Here is an 18655-nt window from a genome sequence, read left to right as displayed (position 1 = left end):
GTCCTGCTGAGTCTACAGACTGGTGAGAAGTCCCGCGCGGCGATCTGTCACAAGCTGCCGCGCACCAACCCTGCCGGCTCGACAGGGCGCTGACAGGCGGGTTGGCGGGCGGTTGTCAGAACGACAGACCAGGGCCCGGGCGGACGCCTTCGGGGAATCTGACGCCGACCTTGCGGATCTTGTTCCCGTCCATCTCGGCGACCGTCCAGGTCAGGCTTTGCCACTCGATCTGATCGCCTACCACGGTTTCGCCGTCGATCAGTTCGCCAATGAAATTGCCCAGCGATTGGCCGGCGTTTTCCGGCTCCACGTGCAGGCCGTAAAGTGCCGCTACCGCATCGAGCTGGGCGTCTCCCTCGAGCACGAAATCGCCGAAGAAACGCAGGTCCTGGGATTTTTTCGGCGGCTGGATGAACAGCTTGCCCAGCGCAGGCAGGTCATGTTCGTGGCCGATCACGCACAGCAGGTCACCAGCATCCAGCTTGGTGCTGCCAGAGGGGTGCAGCAGCTCGTTGTTGCGAAACAGCGCCGCGACGCGGGTGCCCTTGGGCATGTTCAGCGCGCGTAGCGGCGCGCCGATGCACCATTTCTCGGCGCCCAGGCGATAGATGAACATCTCCCACTGGCTGGTGCTGTGGATCATCAGGCCGCTGCGTGAGATGGGCGAGGGTGAGGGTGGAATCTCTACCCTGGCCTTGCGTGCCGCCCAACCCAGCGAGGTGCCCTGTACCAGCAGGGACACCAGCACGATGAAGAACGCAACGTTGAAGAACAGTTGAGCGTTCTCTAGCCCTGCCATCAGCGGGAACACTGCAAGAATCACTGGCACGGCGCCGCGCAGGCCGATCCACGAAATGAACAGTCGTTCGCGCAGGTGGAACATTTTGAACGGCAGCAAGCCGACGAACACCGACAGCGGCCGTGCGAACAGAATCATCCATAGCGATAGTGCCAGCGCCGGCACTGCGATGGGCAGCAGGTCGCTGGGCGTGAGCAATAGCCCAAGGACCAAGAACATGCCGATCTGGCTCAGCCAGGCCAGGCCGTCGAACATGTGCAGGATGCCGTTGCGGTTTTGGATTGGCTGGTTGCCCATCAGCAGCCCGCAGACATAGACGGCCAGAATGCCGCTGCCTCCTAGGGTGCCGGACAGCGCATAGATGAAGATACCACCGCTCACGGCCAGCAGCGGATAAAGGCCATCTGCGATGGTCAGGCGATTGATCAACTGCAGCAGCAGCCAGCCGCCGCCTGCGCCCAGGGCGATGCCGATCCCGAACTGCCAGACCAGATCGGTCAATAGCGACCAGCTGAAGCTGGTCTGCCCGCTGGCCAGCATGGCAATCAACGAGACGGTCAGGAACATCGCCATCGGGTCATTGCTGCCTGACTCGATTTCCAGGGTAGAGCCGACGCGTTCGTTGAGATCCTTGCCATTGAGCAGATTGAACACCACGGCAGCGTCGGTTGAACCGACGATGGCGCCGATCAGCAGCCCCTCGAGAATTGTCAGGTTGAACAGCCAGGCCGCTGCCAGGCCGGTAAGCCCCGCGGTGATGGCCACGCCCACGGTGGCTAGCGAGAGTGCAGGCCACAGCGCTACGCGGAAGGTGGCCTTACGGGTGCGCATGCCGCCGTCGAGCAGGATCACGGCCAGGGCCAGGTTACTGATCAGGTAGGCGAGCGAATAATCATTGAAAGCGATTCCGCCAATACCGTCGACGCCCGCCAGCATGCCTACGCCGAGGAAGATGACCAGAATGGGAACACCGAGCCGGGTTGACAGTGAGCTGACGGCGATGCTTGCGGCTACCATCAGTGCACCGATTAGAAATAGGCTGTTAACCGTAGCGCTTTCCACATATTTCCCTGTTTATGGCGTGCCAAAAAGACTGGATTCTATCTTGTCGGCAAATGCGCCTGTCAAAACCAACTTGCTGCATCGCATTACGGAAACTTTCGATATCAACTCGATAGCCGCACGATGCCGGTCAGCGAACGGTCAGCGTCATGTCGATGCGTTTGAGCCACTCGGCTTCGCTTTCGAAGTCCGCCTGGGTCAGCGGGTTGGCGGCAAGCCAGCCTTCCGGGAACTCGATGGCCAGACTGGAAGGGCCGGCCTTCAGGCGTACGGTGGGCATGTTCTGGCTGCCACGAATGTGGTGGAACAGAATGGCAAAGCGCAGCAGTACGCACAGGCGTACCAGTTTCACGCCTTCATCGCCGAAGTCGGTGAGCTTTTCCTTGGGAATGTTGCGGCGGTGGCCGCGCACCAAAAGCGCAAGCATCTGCTGGTCTTGGCGAGAGAAACCGGCCAGATCCGAGTGCTCGATCAGGTAGGCGCCGTGCTTGTGGTACTGATAGTGGGCGATATCGAGGCCGACCTCATGCACCTTGGCGGCCCAGCTGAGCAGTTCGCGGTGCCAGTCGTCGGTCAGCTGCCAGTCTTTGGCGACCTTGTCCAAGGCCGATAAGGCCTTGGCTTCCACGCGGGCGGCCTGTTCCTGATCGACGTGATAGCGCTCCATGAATGCCGATAAGGTGCGTTCGCGTACGTCTTCATGCTGATGGCGGCCGAGCAGGTCGTAGAGCACGCCTTCGCGCAGCGCGCCTTCGGAATGGCTCATGCGGTTCAGTTCGCAGGCGTCGAAGATGGCTTCGAGAATCGCCAGGCCAGCCGGGAAGATCGGCCGGCGGTCAGGCTTCACGCCGTCCAGGTCGATGCGCTCGACATCACCACACTTGAAAATCTTGCGCTTGAGCCAGGCTAGGCCTTCAGAAGTGACCTCGCCATTGTTGCTCAGGCCGGCGGACTGGATCGCCAGGCCGATGGCCTTGATGGTGCCCGAGGCGCCCACCGCATCCTGCCAGCCGAGGCGGTTCAGGCCATGTTCGATACCCATGATTTCCAGGCGCGCCGCGGTATAGGCCTGGGCATAACGGGCAGGGGTGATTTTGCCGTCCTTGAAGTAGCGCTGCGTGTAGCTCACGCAACCCATCTGCAGGCTTTCGCGCAGCAACGGTTCGAAGCGCTGGCCGATAATGAATTCGGTGCTGCCGCCGCCGATATCGGCGACCAGGCGTTTGCCCGGCGTATCGGCAATGGTGTGCGACACACCCAGATAGATGAGGCGCGCTTCCTCGCGCCCGGAGATCACTTCGACCTGATGGCCCAGCAGCGCTTCGGCGCGGCGGATGAACTCGGCGCGGTTGCGCGCTTCACGCAGCGCGTTGGTGCCGACGATGCGCACAGCGCCCTGGGGCAGGCTGGTGGTCAGCTGCGCAAAGCGGCTCAGGCAGTCGAGGCCGCGCTGCATGGCCTCTTCACTAAGTTGACGATTCTCGTCGATGCCGGCTGCTAACTGAACCTTGTCACCGAGTCGCTCGAGGATGCGAATCTCGCCATGGTCGGCTTTGGCCAACACCATATGGAAGCTGTTGGAGCCCAGGTCGATGGCGGCAACCAGGGGGAAAGACTCGGAATGGTTTTGCGGCATGATCAATCAATCTCGATGCAGAACCCCGCCATCGTGCCACGATAGGTCGCGCACGCCAACGGATACACGCGTTGCAGGCACTGCGCCAGCTGTCTCAGGCGGCCTCTTTCGCGCGTTCTTCTCGGCCTCGCCCATTGCCCCTGTCGATAGCCTCTATGGCTACGCTCAATGGCTGGCGCCTTCCTGTGTCACGCTAGCCGGGCTATTATGCCCGCCACTTTTATCGTTATTGCGTGCCAACACGGAGACTTCCCATGAGTGAATTCATCACCAATGTAAGCGATGCCAGCTTCGATCAGGACGTCATCCAGGCAGATGGCCCGGTACTGGTCGACTACTGGGCTGAGTGGTGCGGCCCGTGCAAGATGATTGCCCCGGTGCTGGACGAGATCTCCAAGGAATACCAAGGCAAGCTGAAGATCTGCAAACTGAATATCGACGAAAACCAGGACACTCCGCCCAAGTACGGCGTACGTGGCATTCCGACCCTGATGCTGTTCAAGAACGGCAGCGTCGAAGCCACCAAGGTTGGCGCACTGTCCAAGTCGCAGTTGGCTGCCTTCATCGACGCTAATCTGTAAGCGTCGTCGAAAAGCCCCGTAGACAACGGGGCTTTTTTCTGTCTGAAGGCTAGACGCCTTCGCAAAGCCGATGTTACATTCGGGGCCATCGCTTTTCCTAAGTGACCCCCTGCACGCCGCTGCCGACGCATTCCTTATCGAACATTCGACAATAAAGCGGGCGCCTGTCGCCTCCTCGCGGTGCGGCCTCTCAAGCTCAATGCTTACCATTCCCTCCTTATACGACTACGTCATTCCTATATGAATCTGACTGAACTCAAGCAAAAGCCGATTACCGACCTGCTGCAATTGGCCGAAGAAATGGGCATAGAAAATATGGCCCGTTCGCGCAAGCAGGACGTGATTTTCTCCCTGCTCAAAAAGCACGCGAAAAGCGGTGAGGAGATCTCCGGTGATGGCGTGTTGGAGATTCTCCAGGACGGCTTCGGCTTCCTCCGCTCCGCAGACGCTTCCTATCTTGCCGGCCCTGACGATATCTACGTCTCGCCGAGTCAGATTCGTCGCTTCAACTTGCGCACCGGTGACACCATCGTTGGCAAGATCCGCCCTCCGAAGGAAGGCGAGCGGTACTTCGCGCTGCTCAAGGTCGACACGATCAACTTTGATCGTCCCGAGAACGCGAAAAACAAGATTCTGTTCGAAAACCTGACGCCGCTGTTTCCCAATAAGCGCCTGACCATGGAAGCCGGCAACGGCTCCACCGAGGACATCACCGGCCGTGTGATCGACCTCTGCGCTCCGATTGGCAAGGGCCAGCGTGGCTTGATCGTTGCACCGCCGAAAGCCGGTAAGACCATCATGCTGCAGAACATTGCAGCCAACATTGCGCGCAACAACCCCGAGTGCCACTTGATCGTTCTGCTGATCGACGAGCGCCCGGAAGAAGTGACCGAAATGCAGCGCACCGTGCGCGGTGAAGTGGTTGCATCGACCTTCGACGAGCCACCAACCCGCCACGTGCAGGTTGCCGAGATGGTGATCGAGAAGGCCAAGCGCCTGGTCGAGCACAAGAAGGATGTGGTCATCCTGCTCGACTCCATCACTCGTCTGGCCCGTGCCTACAACACCGTGATCCCGAGCTCCGGCAAGGTACTCACCGGTGGTGTCGACGCCCACGCCCTTGAGAAGCCGAAGCGCTTCTTCGGCGCCGCGCGTAACATCGAAGAAGGCGGCTCGCTGACCATCATCGCTACCGCGCTGGTCGAAACTGGCTCGAAGATGGACGAAGTGATCTACGAAGAATTCAAGGGTACCGGCAACATGGAGCTGCCCCTGGATCGTCGTATCGCCGAGAAGCGCGTATTCCCGGCCATCAACATCAATCGCGCCGGTACCCGCCGCGAAGAGTTGCTGACCGCCGAGGACGAGCTTCAGCGCATGTGGATTCTGCGCAAGCTGCTGCACCCGATGGACGAAATCGCCGCCATCGAGTTCCTGATCGACAAGCTGAAAGCTACCAAGACCAACGATGAGTTCTTCATGTCCATGAAGCGCAAGTAACGGTCTGGTGGCACAAAAAAGCCGGGGAAACCCGGCTTTTGTTTGTCTGTAGTATCGACTGTTCTGCAAGTCCGACTTCGGCGCTAAACTTTGCGCCCCGATTCGAGTGAGGTTCCAGCATGCAGTATCGCGATCTGCGCGACTTTATCCGCGGCCTGGAAGCGCGCGGCGAGCTCAAGCGCATCAAGGCGCCGGTATCGCCGATCCTGGAAATGACCGAGGTGTGCGACCGTACCCTACGCAAGGGCGGCCCGGCACTGCTGTTCGAGAACCCCACCGGCCACAGCGTACCCGTGCTCGGTAACCTTTTCGGCACCCCCAAGCGCGTGGCGCTGGGCATGGGCGCCGAGGAAGTCTCGGAGCTGCGCGAGATCGGCAAGCTGCTGGCGTTCCTCAAGGAACCCGAGCCGCCGAAGGGCCTCAAGGATGCTTGGAACAAGCTGCCGATCTACAAAAAAGTCATCAACATGGCGCCCAAGGTGCTCAAGGATGCGCCTTGCCATGAAGTGATCGAAGAGGGCGACGACGTCGACCTGAGCAAGTTGCCAATCCAGCATTGCTGGCCTGGCGACGTTGCGCCGCTGATCACCTGGGGTCTGACCATCACCAAGGGGCCGAACAAGGAGCGCCAGAACCTCGGCATCTATCGCCAGCAGGTTATCGGCCGCAACAAGGTGATCATGCGCTGGCTCAGCCATCGTGGCGGCGCGCTGGATTATCGCGAGTGGTGCCAGAAGCACCCGGGCAAACCCTATCCGGTGTGCGTGGCGCTGGGTGCTGATCCAGCGACCATTCTGGGCGCCGTTACACCTGTGCCGGATTCTCTGTCCGAATACGCCTTCGCCGGCCTATTGCGCGGTCATCGTACCGAGCTGGTCAAGGCCATCGGCAGTGATCTGCAAGTGCCGGCCAGTGCCGAGATTGTCCTCGAAGGCGTGATCCATCCGGGCGAGACCGCGCCGGAAGGCCCGTATGGTGACCATACCGGTTACTACAACGAGGTCGACACCTTTCCGGTGTTCACCATCGAACGCATAACCCGCCGCCGCGACCCGATCTACCACTCGACCTACACCGGCCGTCCGCCAGATGAGCCGGCGATTCTCGGTGTGGCGCTGAACGAAGTGTTCGTGCCGATTCTGCAGAAGCAGTTCCCGGAGATCACCGACTTCTACCTGCCGCCGGAAGGCTGCTCCTACCGCATGGCGGTGGTGACCATGAAGAAGCAGTACCCCGGCCACGCCAAGCGCGTGATGCTCGGTGTGTGGTCGTTCTTGCGACAGTTCATGTACACCAAGTTCGTGATCGTCACCGACGATGACATCAATGCCCGCGACTGGAATGACGTGATCTGGGCCATCACCACGCGCATGGACCCCAAACGCGACACGGTGATGATCGAGAATACGCCGATCGATTACCTGGATTTCGCCTCGCCGATTTCCGGCCTGGGCTCGAAGATGGGCCTCGACGCCACCCACAAGTGGCCGGGCGAGACAGATCGTGAGTGGGGCCGGGCGATCGTCAAGGACGAGGCGGTCACCAAGCGGGTCGATGAAATGTGGAGCGAGTTGGGAATCGATTGATGAAGGTCACCCTGCAACCCTCCGGCGCCGTGCTCGACGTCGACGTTGGTGAAGCCATCCTCGATGCCGCGCGGCGTCTGGGCTACAGCTGCCCGCAGAGCTGTCGCAACGGCAATTGCCACGTGTGCGTCGCGCTGCTGGTCGAAGGCCGTGTGCGCCAGAATGGCGCTGAGCTGGATCATGGCGAGCTTTACACCTGTATCGCCGAGCCGCTGGAAGACTGCGTGCTGCACTGGGACGGCGTACTGATGCCCGGCGAGCTGCCGGTGCGTAGCCTGGGCTGCCAGGTGCTGGATTGTGTCGAGGCGGGCGGCGATGTGTGGCGCGTGCTGCTGCGTGCGCCGGCCGGTAAACCGCCGCGCTACCACGCCGGCCAGTACCTGCTGATCGAGCGTCTGGATGGCGAGAAATCGGCGTTTTCCCTGGCCTCGGCGCCGCAGGACGGTCGCGATCTGGAACTGCATATCCTCGGCCGCGAAGCGAGCGCCCTGAACCTGCTGCAGCAACTGCGCGAGCAGGGCACGGCGCGGGTACAACTGCCGTTTGGTGATGCCCACCTGGCTGAGCTGCCAGACGGGCCTTTGGTGCTGATCGCCGCCGGTACCGGCATGGCGCAGATGCACAGCCTGATTGAGGAATGCCGCTCGCGCGGCTTCGAGCATCCGGTGCATCTGTACTGGGGGGCGCGGCGGCCGGAAGATTTCTACGCGTTGCCGCATTGGGACGAATGGCAGGCACTGCCCAATCTGTTCCTGCACCAGGTAGTCAGCGATCAGTGCGGCTGGCAAGGCCGTTGCGGCCTGCTGCACGAGGCTGTGCGTGAAGATTTCGCGGATCTGCGCGCGCTGCACGTCTACGCCAGCGGTTCGCCGAGCATGGTCTATGCCACGCTGGATGCTCTGGTCGAGTCGGGCATGGACGCCCACCAGATGCGCGCCGACGTATTCGCTTACGCGCCGCGGGGCTGAATGAAAAAGCCGCCCTCGGGCGGCTTTGTGTTTTCAGGAGCTGGCGCTCCCCGTCAGCGAACGGTCACCACCAGCTTGCCGACGGCCTTGCGCTGGCCGAGGGCATCGATCGCCTCGCCACCGCGCTCCAGTGGGAAGGCCTGCGACACCAGCGGCTTGAGTTTGCCCTCGGCATGCCAGGCGAATAGCTGCCGGAAGTTGTCGGCGTTGTCCGCCGGCTGACGTTGGGCGAACGCCCCCCAGAATACGCCCACCAGAGATGCGCCCTTGAGCAGCGGCAGGTTGGCCGGTAGCGCCGGGATGCCACCGCCCGCGGCAAACCCCACCACCAGAAAACGACCATTCCAGCCCATGCAGCGAAACGCCTCCTCGAACAGTGGCCCGCCGACCGGATCGTAGATCACGTCGACGCCGTTGCCTGTGAGCCTTTTCACCTCGTCCTTCAGGCTCTGTTCGCTGTAGTTGATCAGCTCGTCGGCACCAGCCTGGCGCGCCACCTCGAGCTTCTCGGCGCTGCTGGCGGCGGCGATCACCCGGGCGCCCATGGCCTTGCCAATCTCCACCGCTGCCAGGCCGACGCCGCCTGCCGCGCCGAGCACCAGTAGGGTTTCGCCAGGCTGCAGGGCCGCACGCTGGCGCAGTGCGTGCATCGAGGTGCCATAGGTCATGCTGAATGCGGCCGCTGTGGTGAAATCCATATCCTCTGGGATGGGCAGCGCGTTGTAGGCGGGCGCCGCAACCTGTTCGGCAAAGCCGCCCCAGCCAGTCAGTGCCATCACCCGGTCTCCGGCTTTCAGGTGTGCGACCTTGTCACCCACCGCGCTTACCACTCCAGCTACTTCGCCGCCGGGCGAGAAGGGAAAGGGCGGCTTGAATTGGTACTTGCCCTCGATGATCAGCGTGTCCGGGAAATTCACGCCGGCAGCCTCGACATCGATCAGTACCTCATTGCCTTTCGGGCGCGGGCTGTCGATATCTTCCAGAATCAGGGTTTTGGCCGGGCCAAAGGCCTTGCAGAGCAGTGCTTTCATTGCGGTAAGCCTCGAGCGGATCAGCTTTGCAGTTTAGGTAGGTGGGCCTGCGGGTCAACGAGCATGGCCTCGTCTGATAACCCGCTATAAGCATTGGGATCTGCGATGGGCGTTGCTATGCTTGCGGGCAACCCAATGGAGATCGCCCTGTGAAAACCCTCATCACGCTTCTGCTTGCCTGCGCACTGTCGATCCCGGCTTTCGCCAATGAGGAGAAAAAGGAAGGGGAAGGCGAGGGCGCCGCACCACAGGTGATCTATCACAGTCTGACGCCCGCGCTCGTTGGCAACTTCGGCGCTGGCCCGAAGCTCAAGTACTACAAGGCCGATGTGGCGCTGCGTGTCACTGGCGCTGATGCCGAAGCCAAGGTCACTCATCACGAGCCGCTGATTCGCAACCAACTGGTGATGCTGTTTTCCCAGCAGACTGAAGAGAACCTGGCCACACCGGACGCCAAGGAAAAACTGCGCCAGGAGGCTCTCAAGCAGGTGCAGCAGGTGCTGACCGACGAGGAAGGCCAGCCGCTGGTCGAGGACCTGCTGTTCAACAACCTGATTCTGCAGGGCTGATCACTTCAGCAGCAGGATCGCCGTCCACTGCGCGTCGGTAACCGGCATCACCGACAGGCGACTGCCTTTCTGCACCAGTGCCAACTCCTCCAGCGCACTTTGCGCTTTCAGCTCGGCCAGCGGGATGACCTTCTTGAAGGCCTCGACGAAAGCCACGTCGACGGCCGTCCACGGGTTCTTCTCGGCGCTGGCCTTGGCATCGAAATAGTGACTTTGTGGATCCAGCGCTGCGGGGTCCGGGTAAGGCTCGCCTTCTATACGGGCGATGCCGGCCACTCCCGGCTGCGGGCAGCTCGAGTGATAGAACAGGAACTGATCACCCGGCTGCATGCTGCGAATGAAGTTGCGCGCCTGGTAATTGCGCACGCCGTCCCAGCAGGTTTTCCCCAGGCGCTGCAGGTCATGGATGGACAGTTCGTCAGGCTCGGATTTCATTAGCCAATAGGGCATGAACTTTGCTCTCTGAGTCGGTGCGCTGCAGGGGCTGCGTGAAAGGGTAATTTGGTAAGGAGTGGTGGTATGCGGCGCAAGCCTGATTTGTTGTGGATGCTGGTCCTGGTTTTCGGCCTCGGCGTGGTGACCACCGGTTATACGCAAAGCCAATGGCAGCAGGGTAAACCGATCGCCGAGGATGTTCGAGCCGGGCGATAACCCGCTGTTTTCGCTGCAGTGCTAGTACCAGCCTTCATCGGTCACGGTGGCATCCAGCGGTATGTCCCAGGCGGCCATGGCCAGCTTGTCCACCTGTTGGCAGCTGTGGGCCAATCCGAGCAGCGTCGGTTTGTGCCAATTTTTGCGCAGCGCCCGATAGGCCAGGCTGCGATCGTAGAAACCGCCGCCCATACCGAGTCTACCGCCGTGTTGATCGAAGCCCACCAAGGGCAGCAGGATTAGATCCAGCGTCCAGATCTTGCGCTGACGTTTGCCGTTACGGCGCGGTTCGGGAATCCCGAAACGATTGGCAGCCAGCTTTTCGTGCGCATCGATGCGTTGAAACACCATGCTGGTGCGCGGCCAGGATTTCAGTACCGGCAGGTAGACGCGTTTGCCGCGAGCGTGAGCTGCGGCAACCAGCAGGTGTGGGTCGATCTCGCCGTCATTGGCCAGATACAGGGCGACGTGGCGTGCACGGCGAAACACTGGGTGTTGGGCCAACTGGCGATACAGCGCTGCGGCCGCCCGGCGTTGTACAGCCACAGGCAGGGCTCGGCGTTCCTGGCGCAGCTTGCGGCGTAGCTGGGCACGGCTGAGGTCGCTGGCATCAATCACGGGCCAATCCCCTTGTAGTATCGGGCGAAGCGAGGCGTCGCCAATGAGCAGCTGCTGGAACTGCGGCCAACAAAAAGCCCGCTGCTGGCCTGGGCCAGCAGCGGGCTACGAATTGTGACTCCCCAGCATGCCGCTGTCGGTTTAGCCCTTGAACCCGAAAGTTCAAGGTGGAGGTTGCAGGAAACCTTAAGGCTTTCCGTCAAGCGGACATGCACACCGGCCTCAACTGACAACCCCCGGGGTTGTGCGTATCGGCTCAGGGACATCAACCAACTGGCGCACACTCCAGGGAGCTGCGGCCAGTATAACGCAAATGGACGACCGTTGGTCAGACGCCACGGCCATCGGTGTCATCGTGCAGGGCATTGTCCACTCGGCCGAGCAGGTCACGCACGTGATCGCGGGCGACGGTGGCCTGCTTGTCGAGGTTCTGCTGCTTGTGCAGCAGGTCATGGGTGATGTTCAGGGCGGCCATCACGGCAACGCGGTCGGCGCCGATGACTTTGCCACCGCTGCGGATCTCCCGCATTTTGCCGTCCAGGTAACGGGCAGCGCTTTGCAAATTGCTACGCTCATCGGCGGGGCAGGCGATGCAATATTCTTTGTCCAGGATCTGAACGGTAACGGTATTCGATTGGGTCATGAGTCCTGCTCCAGGGCTTTGAGGCGCGAAATCATCGATTCGACCTTGTGCCGAGCCATTTCGTTCTTTTCGATCAGATGAGCGCGTTCTTCGCGCCACGCCTGCTCGCTTTCCAGCAAGAGACGATTTTGTGCCTTGAGTCGCTCGACGCGCTGGATCAGCAGTTCCAGCTTTGCCGTCAGGGCGTGTAGGTCGGCGTCTTCCATTGGCTCTCGCTTTGGCAGGGTTGTGCGCAGTGTATAGATCCAGCAGTTCGCCAGCGCAAACCGGCCGATGGTCTTGGCGCATCTGCCGATGCTAGGATACAAGGCCTCCATTCTAGTGATTGCGCCTCTTGGCGCCTAGTGATCGATGCCGACTTCCAGTTCTCCCTACGCTGCATTCGCTGCCCTGCTCGCCAGTGGCGGCACTTCTGTTTCTCCTGCCGAGCTGCACGGCCTTCTCCTGGGTCGTAGTTGCGCCGGCGCCGGCTTCGAAGCTGGCCCATGGCTCGTCGATGCCACCGAACTGCTGGGCACCGAGCCTGCGGAAAACATCCGCCAGGCACTGATCGGCCTGCAGGAGATGGTGCGCGGCGAGTTGACCGGTGATGACGTCACCGTGGTTCTGCTGCTGCCTTCCGATGATGCCCCGCTGGCCGAGCGCGCGGTTGCTCTGGGCCAATGGTGCCAAGGCTTTCTTGGTGGTTTCGGGCTGACCGTTGGCGACGCTGCGCTGAGCGCCGACGCCATGGAAGTGCTGCAGGATTTGTCGGCCATCGCTCAGGTGCAGAATGCCCTGGAGGAATCCGAGGACGGCGAGAACGATTACATGGAGGTCATGGAGTACCTGCGTGTGGCGCCTCTGCTGCTGTTCAGCGAGTGCAACAAGCCGGCTGCGCCTGCGCCGAAGCCTTCGCTGCACTGATATCGCCCTTTACTCGACTGATCGGAATCTAGCCTGCCCATGACCAGCATCTCCAAAGCGGAATACGCCCGTCGCCGCAAGGCGCTGATGGCGCAGATGGAACCCAACAGCATTGCCATCCTGCCGGCGGCGCCGGTGTTCATCCGCAACCGGGATGTCGAGCATATCTACCGTCAGGACAGCGACTTCCAGTACCTGTCCGGTTTCCCGGAGCCTGAGGCGGTGATCGCGTTGATCCCCGGTCGTGAGCATGGCGAATACGTGTTGTTCTGCCGCGAACGTGATCCCCTGCGTGAGCTGTGGGACGGGCTGCGTGCCGGCCAGGAAGGCGCCATTAGCCAGTATGGTGCGGACGATGCATTCCCCATCGGCGATATCGACGACATCCTGCCCGGCCTTATCGAAGGCCGTGAGCGCGTGTATTACGCGGTGGGCACCAACCCGGAGTTCGACCGCCACCTTATGGAGTGGGTCAACGTGATCCGCTCCAAGGCACGCCAGGGCGCCACGCCGCCGAAGGAATTCGTTGCGCTGAACCACTTCCTGCACGACCTGCGTTTGTACAAGTCGGCCGGCGAAGTGAAGGTCATGCGCGAGGCTGCGAAGATTTCCGCACGCGCCCATATCAAGGCCATGCAGGCCAGCCGTGCCGGGCTCTACGAGTACCACCTGGAAGCCGAACTAGATTATGAGTTCCGCAAGGGCGGCTCGAAGATGCCGGCCTACGGCTCCATCGTCGCGGCGGGTAAGAACGCCTGCATCTTGCATTACCGCGAGAACGACGCGCTGCTCAAGGATGGCGACGTGGTGCTGATTGACGCTGGCTGCGAGATCGACTGCTACGCCAGCGACATCACCCGCACCTTCCCGGTCAGCGGCAAGTTCTCGCCCGAGCAGAAGGCCATCTACGAAGTCGTTCTGGCCGCCAATCTGGAGGCGCTCAAGTTCATCGCCCCAGGCCGGCATTGGAACGAAGCCCACGAGGCCACGGTCCGCGTCATCACCGCTGGGCTGGTCGAGTTGGGCCTGCTTGAAGGCAAGGTCGACGAGCTGATCGCTGCCGAAGCCTACAAACCGTTCTACATGCACCGTGCCGGTCATTGGCTGGGCATGGATGTGCACGACGTCGGCGAGTACAAGGTCGGCGGTGAGTGGCGTGTGCTCGAAGTGGGCATGGCCATGACCGTCGAGCCGGGCATCTATATTGCGGTGGATAACCAGAGCGTCGCCAAGAAGTGGCGCGGTATTGGCGTGCGTATCGAGGACGATGTAGTCGTCACCAAGACTGGCTGCGAAGTGCTCACCAACGATGTGCCCAAGACTGTCGACGAGATCGAGGCCCTGATGGCCGCTGCCCGCGCACAGGTAGCCTGAGGCCATGCTGCGCGTGGATGTGGCGATTATCGGTGGCGGCCTTGTCGGCGCCAGCCTGGCGCTTGCGCTGCAAGGCGAAGCGCGCAGGCGCGGCTGGCGCATCGCGCTGATCGAGCCGTTCGCCCCTGGCGAGGGCTATCAGCCCAGCTACGACGCCCGCTCCACGGCGCTTTCCTACGGTTCGCGGCTGATTTACGAAGGCCTTGGCGTGTGGCCGGCGATTGCCGAGCAGGCGACGGCTATCGAACGCATTCACGTCTCAGATCGCGGTCGTTTTGCTGCCTCGCGGTTGAGTGCGGAACAGGAAGGCGTGCCGGCGCTGGGCTATGTGGTGGAAAACGCCTGGCTTGGCCAATGCCTGTGGCAGGCGCTGGACAGCGAGGTGATCCAGTGGCGTTGCCCGGCCCAGGTCGAGCGCATGGAGCCCACGGCCGATGGCTATCGCCTGACCCTGGATGATGAAACCCTGATCGACTGCTCGCTGGCCGTTCTTGCCGATGGCGGGCGTTCGTCGCTGCGCGAGCAGCTGGGCATCACCGTCAATCAGCGGCCTTACGACCAGACCGCGCTGATCGCCAATATCACCCCATCGCGTGCCCATGGCGGCGAGGCTTTCGAGCGCTTTACCGAATCCGGTCCGCTGGCGCTGCTGCCGCTTTCCGAGAATCGCTGCGCGTTGGTGTGGACGCACCCGAGCCGCGAGATCGAGCGGCTGCTCAAACTGGATGAGCGTGCCTTCCTCGCCGAGCTGCAGCAGGCCTTTGGTTATCGCCTTGGCGCTCTCAAGCAGGTCGGCGCACGCGTGCCGTACCCGCTTGTTTTGATCGAGGCCGCCGAGCAAGTACGTGCCAACCTGGTGGTGCTTGGCAATGCTGCCCACAGCCTGCATCCGATTGCTGGACAGGGCTTCAATCTCTCCTTACGCGATGTGCGGGCGCTGGCCGATACCCTGTTGGCGAGTGCCGCACCGCTTGGCGATCTGGCCACCTTGCAGCGTTACGCCGGCATTCAGGCTGACGATCAGGCGCGCACCGTGGCGTTCTCCGATCAGGTCACGCGGTTGTTCAGCACTGACCAGCCGTTGCTCGCCGCCGGTCGCAACCTGGGCCTGCTCGGCCTGGAGTTGTTGCCGCCCGCCAAACGCTGGTTTGCGCGGCAGGCGATGGGCATGGGTACTCGCGGTAGCCCGCAATGAATGCACGCCGGCTGGCGCGCAAGGCTCGTGTGCTGCGCTGGATCATGAACCTCTATCCGCCCTACCTGGGCGCTGGTGTATGGGTTCGGCGCATCGCCCCGGACTTTCGCCAGGTCGAGGTGAAGATGCGTCTGGGCTGGTACAACCGCAATTACGTCGGCACCCAGTTCGGCGGCAGCCTGTATTCGATGACTGACCCCTTCTACATGTTGATGCTGATGGAGAACCTCGGCCGCGATTACGTGGTCTGGGACAAAGCCGCCAGCATCGATTTCATCGCGCCCGGCCGCGGCCAGGTGTTCGCCTCGTTCGCCATCGACCAGGCCTTTATCGACCAGGTGCGCGAGCGAACCGCCAGCGGCGACAAGTACCTGCCCGAGCGGCAGGTGGAAGTGCGCGATGGCAGCGGCGCTCTGGTGGCGCGGGTAAACAAGACTCTTTATGTGCGGCTCAAGCCGCGCGCGGCAGGCAGCCAGAGGAAATGAACGAGATGCGTGCAGACCTGATCATCGTCGGTGCCGGAATGGTTGGTAGTGCGCTGGCCCTTGCCCTGCGTGAGAGCGGCCTGGAGTGCCTGGTGCTCGACGGTGGGCCGATGACCGTCGAACCGTTCGACGCCACTGCGGCTTACGAGCCTCGTGTCAGCGCGCTGTCGATGGCCAGTCAGCGCATTCTCGAACGTCTTGGCGCCTGGCCCGGCGTGCTGGCGCGGCGCAGCTGTCCGTATAGCGACATGCACGTGTGGGACGGCAGCGGCACTGGCAACATCCATTTCAGCGCAGCCAGCGTGCATGCCAACACGCTCGGCCATATCGTCGAGAACCGTGTTGTGCAAGACGCGCTGCTTGAGCGCCTGCATGACAGCGATGTGGGCCTCCTAGCCGATGCGCGCCTGGAGCGCATGCGTCACTCCGGTGACGACTGGCTGCTGACCCTGGCCGATGGCCGTGAGCTGCGCACGCCGCTGGTGATCGCCGCCGATGGCGCCAACTCGGCAGTGCGTCGCCTGGCCGGCTGCGAAACCCGCGAGTGGGATTACCTGCACCACGCCATCGTCACCAGCGTACGCTGCGCCGAGGCGCACCAGGCCACCGCCTGGCAGCGCTTCACCGACGAAGGCCCGCTGGCTTTTCTGCCGCTGGGCGAACGTGATGGCGAGCACTGGTGTTCGATCGTCTGGTCGACCACGCCGGATCATGCCACTCAGTTGATGGCGCTGGATGACGACGCGTTTTCCGCAGAACTGGGGCAGGCTTTCGAACACCGTCTGGGGCAGGTGCTGCAGGTGGATCGCCGCCTGTGCATTCCGCTGCGGCAGCGCCATGCCAAGCGCTACGTCGAACCGGGCCTGGCGCTGATCGGCGATGCTGCCCACACCATCCACCCGCTGGCCGGGCAGGGCGTCAATCTCGGTTTTCTCGATGCGGCGGTATTGGCCGAAGTGCTGGCACAGGCGGCCGAGCGCGGTGAGCGGCTTGCCGACGAGCGTGTGCTGAGCCGCTACGAACGCCGGCGCATGCCCCATAACCTGGCGATGATGGCCGCGATGGAAGGCTTCCAGCGGTTGTTCCAGAGCGATTCGCTGACCCTGCGCCTCGCGCGCAACGCCGGCCTCGATCTGGTCAACGGGCTGGACGAAGCCAAGGCCCTGTTCGTGCGTCAGGCACTCGGCCTGAGCGGCGACTTACCAGAGCTGGCGAAGGCGTGATGGCGCCGTAATATCTGGCAATGACCTCAAGGTGTGCGTTGTAGATGCGAGTCACTATCATCCTCGCTCCTTCAGCTCTCACAGGGTCTCTGTCATGTCGGTACGTCGCGCGCTTCTCGCCGTTTTCACCCTCAGTACGCTGGCCAGCGCCGTTCAGGCCGCCGACGAAGTCGTGGTCTATTCCTCGCGTATCGACGAGCTGATCAAACCGGTGTTCGACGCCTACACCGCCAAGAGCGGCGTGGCGGTGAAGTTCATTACCGACAAGGAAGCGCCGCTGATGGAGCGCATCAAGGCCGAAGGCGAGAATACCCCGGCCGATCTGCTGCTCACCGTCGACGCTGGCAACCTCTGGCAAGCCGAGCAGATGGGCATCCTGCAGCCGATGAAGTCCAGCGTCGTCGACGCCAACATTCCTGCCCAGTATCGCGCCGCCAGCGGTGCTTGGACCGGTCTGTCGCTGCGTGCACGCACCATCGTCTACTCGCCGGAGCGGGTGAAGGCCGACGAGCTGAGCACCTACGAAGCGCTGGCCGACAAGAACTGGGAGGGTCGCCTGTGCCTGCGCACCAGCAAGAAGGTCTACAACCAGTCGCTCACCGCGACCCTGATCGAGACCCACGGAGAAGCCAAGACCGAAGAGATCATCAAGGGCTGGGTCAATAACCTGGCCACCGACGTATTCCCGGACGACAACTCGGTGATCAACGCCGTGGCCGCCGGCCAGTGCGACGTGGGTATCGTCAACACCTACTACTTCGGCCGCCTGCACGAGCAGAACCCGGATCTCAAAGCCAAGCTGTTCTGGCCAAACCAGAAAGACCGTGGCGTGCACGTCAACTTGTCCGGTGTTGGCCTGACCAAGCATGCACCGAACCCCGAGGCCGCCCAGAAACTCGTCGAGTGGATGACCAGCGCTGAAGCGCAGAACATTTTCGCCGACGCCAACAAGGAGTTCCCGGCCAACCCGAAGGTGAAGCCTTCGGCGGAGGTCGCCTCCTGGGGTGAGTTCAAGGCCGACAGCATCCCGGTGGAAGTGGCCGGCAAGCGCCAGGCCGAGGCCATCCGCCTGATGGACCGTGCTGGCTGGAATTAACGACGGCGATTTGCTTGAATGCCAGCCGCGGCGCAGTTGCCGCGGCTTTTCATTTCAGTCACAAGGAAGTTTCTATGCCGTTTTCAATATTTTCTCGCTTGCTGGGAATGCTCTTCGTATTGTTGGTGCTGGGTGGTTGCCAGTCATCACTGATGGTTGCGCCGACTACCGAGGCCGAACCGAAAGCCACGGCCGACAAGGCTCTGGTGGTGTTCATGCGGCCCTCGTCGCTCGGTGGTGCAGTGCAGTCCTCCGTCTATGACACTCGCGCCGAGGGCAATGATGTATTCGCCGGCGTCGTATCGTCGAAAAGCAAGGTCGCCTATCTGGCCGAGCCCGGTGAGCACCTGTTCATGGTGGTGTCTGAAAATGCCGACTTCCTCGCCGCCAATCTGGAAGCAGGCAAACGCTATTACGTGCTGGTCGCCCCGCGAATGGGGGTATGGCGAGCGCGTTTTTCGCTGCTACCGATCCGTAACGATGCCAGTGCCAAGGAAGGCCTGCAGTCCAAGCAGTTCCGCGCTTGGGATGAATCCACCGAGTGGATGGTTATCGGTCCCAAGGCGAACAGTTGGTATCAGGACAACATCGACAGTATCCGCGCCCGCAAGCTCGACTACTTGCCCAAATGGCAGAACAAGAGCGCTGCCGACAAGGCCGAGCGTACGCTGCGCAGCGTAGACGGCATCTAACCGCGGTAAAGCCGATGCCCGGGCCTTCGCCGGGGCGTCG

20 protein-coding genes and 1 other RNA gene are annotated in these 18655 nt (G+C 62.0%); 13 read left to right on the top strand and 8 right to left on the bottom strand.

From position 1 onward, the window contains the following. Positions 1–115: 115 nt before the first annotated feature. Together BUC40_RS03745 and ppx are read right to left on the bottom strand one after the other, a co-directional pair. Entirely contained in the window at positions 116–1861 is a 1746-nt protein-coding gene (locus BUC40_RS03745) for a potassium/proton antiporter (protein ID WP_073262728.1), read from the bottom strand. A 130-nt stretch (positions 1862–1991) separates the two neighbouring features. Next, entirely contained in the window at positions 1992–3497 is a 1506-nt protein-coding gene (ppx, locus tag BUC40_RS03740) for an exopolyphosphatase (protein WP_073262726.1), read from the bottom strand. 254 nt (positions 3498–3751) lie between these two features. Here ppx and trxA point away from each other — a divergent pair, with 254 nt between their 5' ends. The 4 genes from trxA (at position 3752) to BUC40_RS03720 (ending at position 8132) form a co-directional block, all read left to right on the top strand. After that, positions 3752–4078: a thioredoxin TrxA gene (trxA, locus tag BUC40_RS03735; protein ID WP_073262724.1), complete on the top strand. Its 327-nt coding sequence runs from the start codon at positions 3752–3754 to the stop codon at positions 4076–4078. A 240-nt stretch (positions 4079–4318) separates the two neighbouring features. Beyond that, a complete protein-coding gene (gene rho, locus BUC40_RS03730; RefSeq protein ID WP_073262722.1) occupies positions 4319–5578 on the top strand; it encodes a transcription termination factor Rho in 1260 nt (419 codons plus the stop codon). 119 nt (positions 5579–5697) lie between these two features. Beyond that, a complete protein-coding gene (gene ubiD / locus BUC40_RS03725) occupies positions 5698–7164 on the top strand; it encodes a 4-hydroxy-3-polyprenylbenzoate decarboxylase (RefSeq protein WP_073262720.1) in 1467 nt (488 codons plus the stop codon). Beyond that, the gene (locus BUC40_RS03720; protein ID WP_073262718.1) at positions 7164–8132 is read left to right on the top strand and encodes a CDP-6-deoxy-delta-3,4-glucoseen reductase; all 969 of its coding nucleotides are present in this window, start codon (positions 7164–7166) and stop codon (positions 8130–8132) included. Before ubiD ends, BUC40_RS03720 begins: the two co-directional genes overlap by 1 nt. A gap of 53 nt (positions 8133–8185) precedes the next feature. Here BUC40_RS03720 and BUC40_RS03715 read toward each other — a convergent pair whose 3' ends face one another. Then, on the bottom strand, positions 8186–9163 hold the full coding sequence (locus BUC40_RS03715) for an NADPH:quinone oxidoreductase family protein (RefSeq protein WP_073262716.1): 978 nt from the start codon (positions 9161–9163) through the stop codon (positions 8186–8188). Between the two features lie 149 nt (positions 9164–9312). On the opposite strand from BUC40_RS03715, the gene BUC40_RS03710 reads away from it, so the two are divergent. Beyond that, positions 9313–9732 carry a flagellar basal body-associated protein FliL gene (locus BUC40_RS03710; protein ID WP_073262714.1) on the top strand — a complete coding sequence of 140 codons (420 nt, stop codon included), beginning with the start codon at positions 9313–9315 and terminating at the stop codon, positions 9730–9732. On the opposite strand, the gene BUC40_RS03705 is transcribed toward BUC40_RS03710, so the two are convergent. Continuing rightward, positions 9733–10182: an EVE domain-containing protein gene (locus tag BUC40_RS03705; protein ID WP_073262712.1), complete on the bottom strand. Its 450-nt coding sequence runs from the start codon at positions 10180–10182 to the stop codon at positions 9733–9735. 69 nt (positions 10183–10251) lie between these two features. Here BUC40_RS03705 and BUC40_RS23215 point away from each other — a divergent pair, with 69 nt between their 5' ends. Continuing rightward, positions 10252–10383 (top strand): hypothetical protein, encoded by a 132-nt coding sequence (locus tag BUC40_RS23215; RefSeq protein WP_279627104.1) that lies wholly within the window; start codon positions 10252–10254, stop codon positions 10381–10383. Positions 10384–10404: 21 nt separating this feature from the next. Here BUC40_RS23215 and BUC40_RS03700 read toward each other — a convergent pair whose 3' ends face one another. The 4 genes from BUC40_RS03700 to BUC40_RS03685 form a co-directional block, all read right to left on the bottom strand. Then, positions 10405–11001 carry a 5-formyltetrahydrofolate cyclo-ligase gene (locus BUC40_RS03700; protein WP_073262710.1) on the bottom strand — a complete coding sequence of 199 codons (597 nt, stop codon included), beginning with the start codon at positions 10999–11001 and terminating at the stop codon, positions 10405–10407. Between the two features lie 115 nt (positions 11002–11116). Further along, a non-coding RNA gene (gene ssrS, locus BUC40_RS03695) (6S RNA) lies at positions 11117–11296 on the bottom strand. 33 nt (positions 11297–11329) lie between these two features. After that, positions 11330–11644, bottom strand: a complete 315-nt coding sequence (locus BUC40_RS03690; protein ID WP_073262708.1) for a cell division protein ZapA — start codon at positions 11642–11644, stop codon at positions 11330–11332. Beyond that, positions 11641–11850: a TIGR02449 family protein gene (locus BUC40_RS03685; protein ID WP_013789617.1), complete on the bottom strand. Its 210-nt coding sequence runs from the start codon at positions 11848–11850 to the stop codon at positions 11641–11643. The genes BUC40_RS03690 and BUC40_RS03685 overlap by 4 nt, the downstream gene beginning before the upstream one ends. A 145-nt stretch (positions 11851–11995) precedes the next feature. Here BUC40_RS03685 and BUC40_RS03680 point away from each other — a divergent pair, with 145 nt between their 5' ends. From BUC40_RS03680 to BUC40_RS03650, 7 genes are all read left to right on the top strand, one after another. Continuing rightward, complete coding sequence (locus BUC40_RS03680; RefSeq protein WP_073262706.1) at positions 11996–12550, top strand: YecA/YgfB family protein; 555 nt, start codon at positions 11996–11998, stop codon at positions 12548–12550. 39 nt (positions 12551–12589) lie between these two features. Further along, positions 12590–13924, top strand: a complete 1335-nt coding sequence (gene pepP / locus BUC40_RS03675) for a Xaa-Pro aminopeptidase (RefSeq protein ID WP_073262704.1) — start codon at positions 12590–12592, stop codon at positions 13922–13924. Positions 13925–13928: 4 nt separating this feature from the next. Further along, on the top strand, positions 13929–15119 hold the full coding sequence (ubiH, locus tag BUC40_RS03670; protein ID WP_073262702.1) for a 2-octaprenyl-6-methoxyphenyl hydroxylase: 1191 nt from the start codon (positions 13929–13931) through the stop codon (positions 15117–15119). Beyond that, on the top strand, positions 15116–15604 hold the full coding sequence (locus BUC40_RS03665; protein WP_073262701.1) for a DUF4442 domain-containing protein: 489 nt from the start codon (positions 15116–15118) through the stop codon (positions 15602–15604). Before ubiH ends, BUC40_RS03665 begins: the two co-directional genes overlap by 4 nt. A gap of 5 nt (positions 15605–15609) precedes the next feature. Next, a complete protein-coding gene (locus tag BUC40_RS03660) occupies positions 15610–16827 on the top strand; it encodes a 2-octaprenyl-3-methyl-6-methoxy-1,4-benzoquinol hydroxylase (RefSeq protein WP_073263863.1) in 1218 nt (405 codons plus the stop codon). 94 nt (positions 16828–16921) lie between these two features. Next, positions 16922–17923, top strand: coding sequence for an extracellular solute-binding protein (locus BUC40_RS03655; protein ID WP_073262699.1), 1002 nt, complete (start codon positions 16922–16924; stop codon positions 17921–17923). A gap of 74 nt (positions 17924–17997) precedes the next feature. Then, on the top strand, positions 17998–18615 hold the full coding sequence (locus tag BUC40_RS03650) for a hypothetical protein (protein WP_073262697.1): 618 nt from the start codon (positions 17998–18000) through the stop codon (positions 18613–18615). The last annotated feature ends 40 nt before the right edge of the window (positions 18616–18655 follow it).

This window comes from Phytopseudomonas punonensis, assembly GCF_900142655.1.
GTDB classification, from domain to species: Bacteria; Pseudomonadota; Gammaproteobacteria; order Pseudomonadales; family Pseudomonadaceae; genus Aquipseudomonas; species Aquipseudomonas punonensis.
The sequence above is the reverse complement of the archived record's forward strand: the minus strand, read 5'-3'. Positions and strand labels throughout refer to the sequence as shown.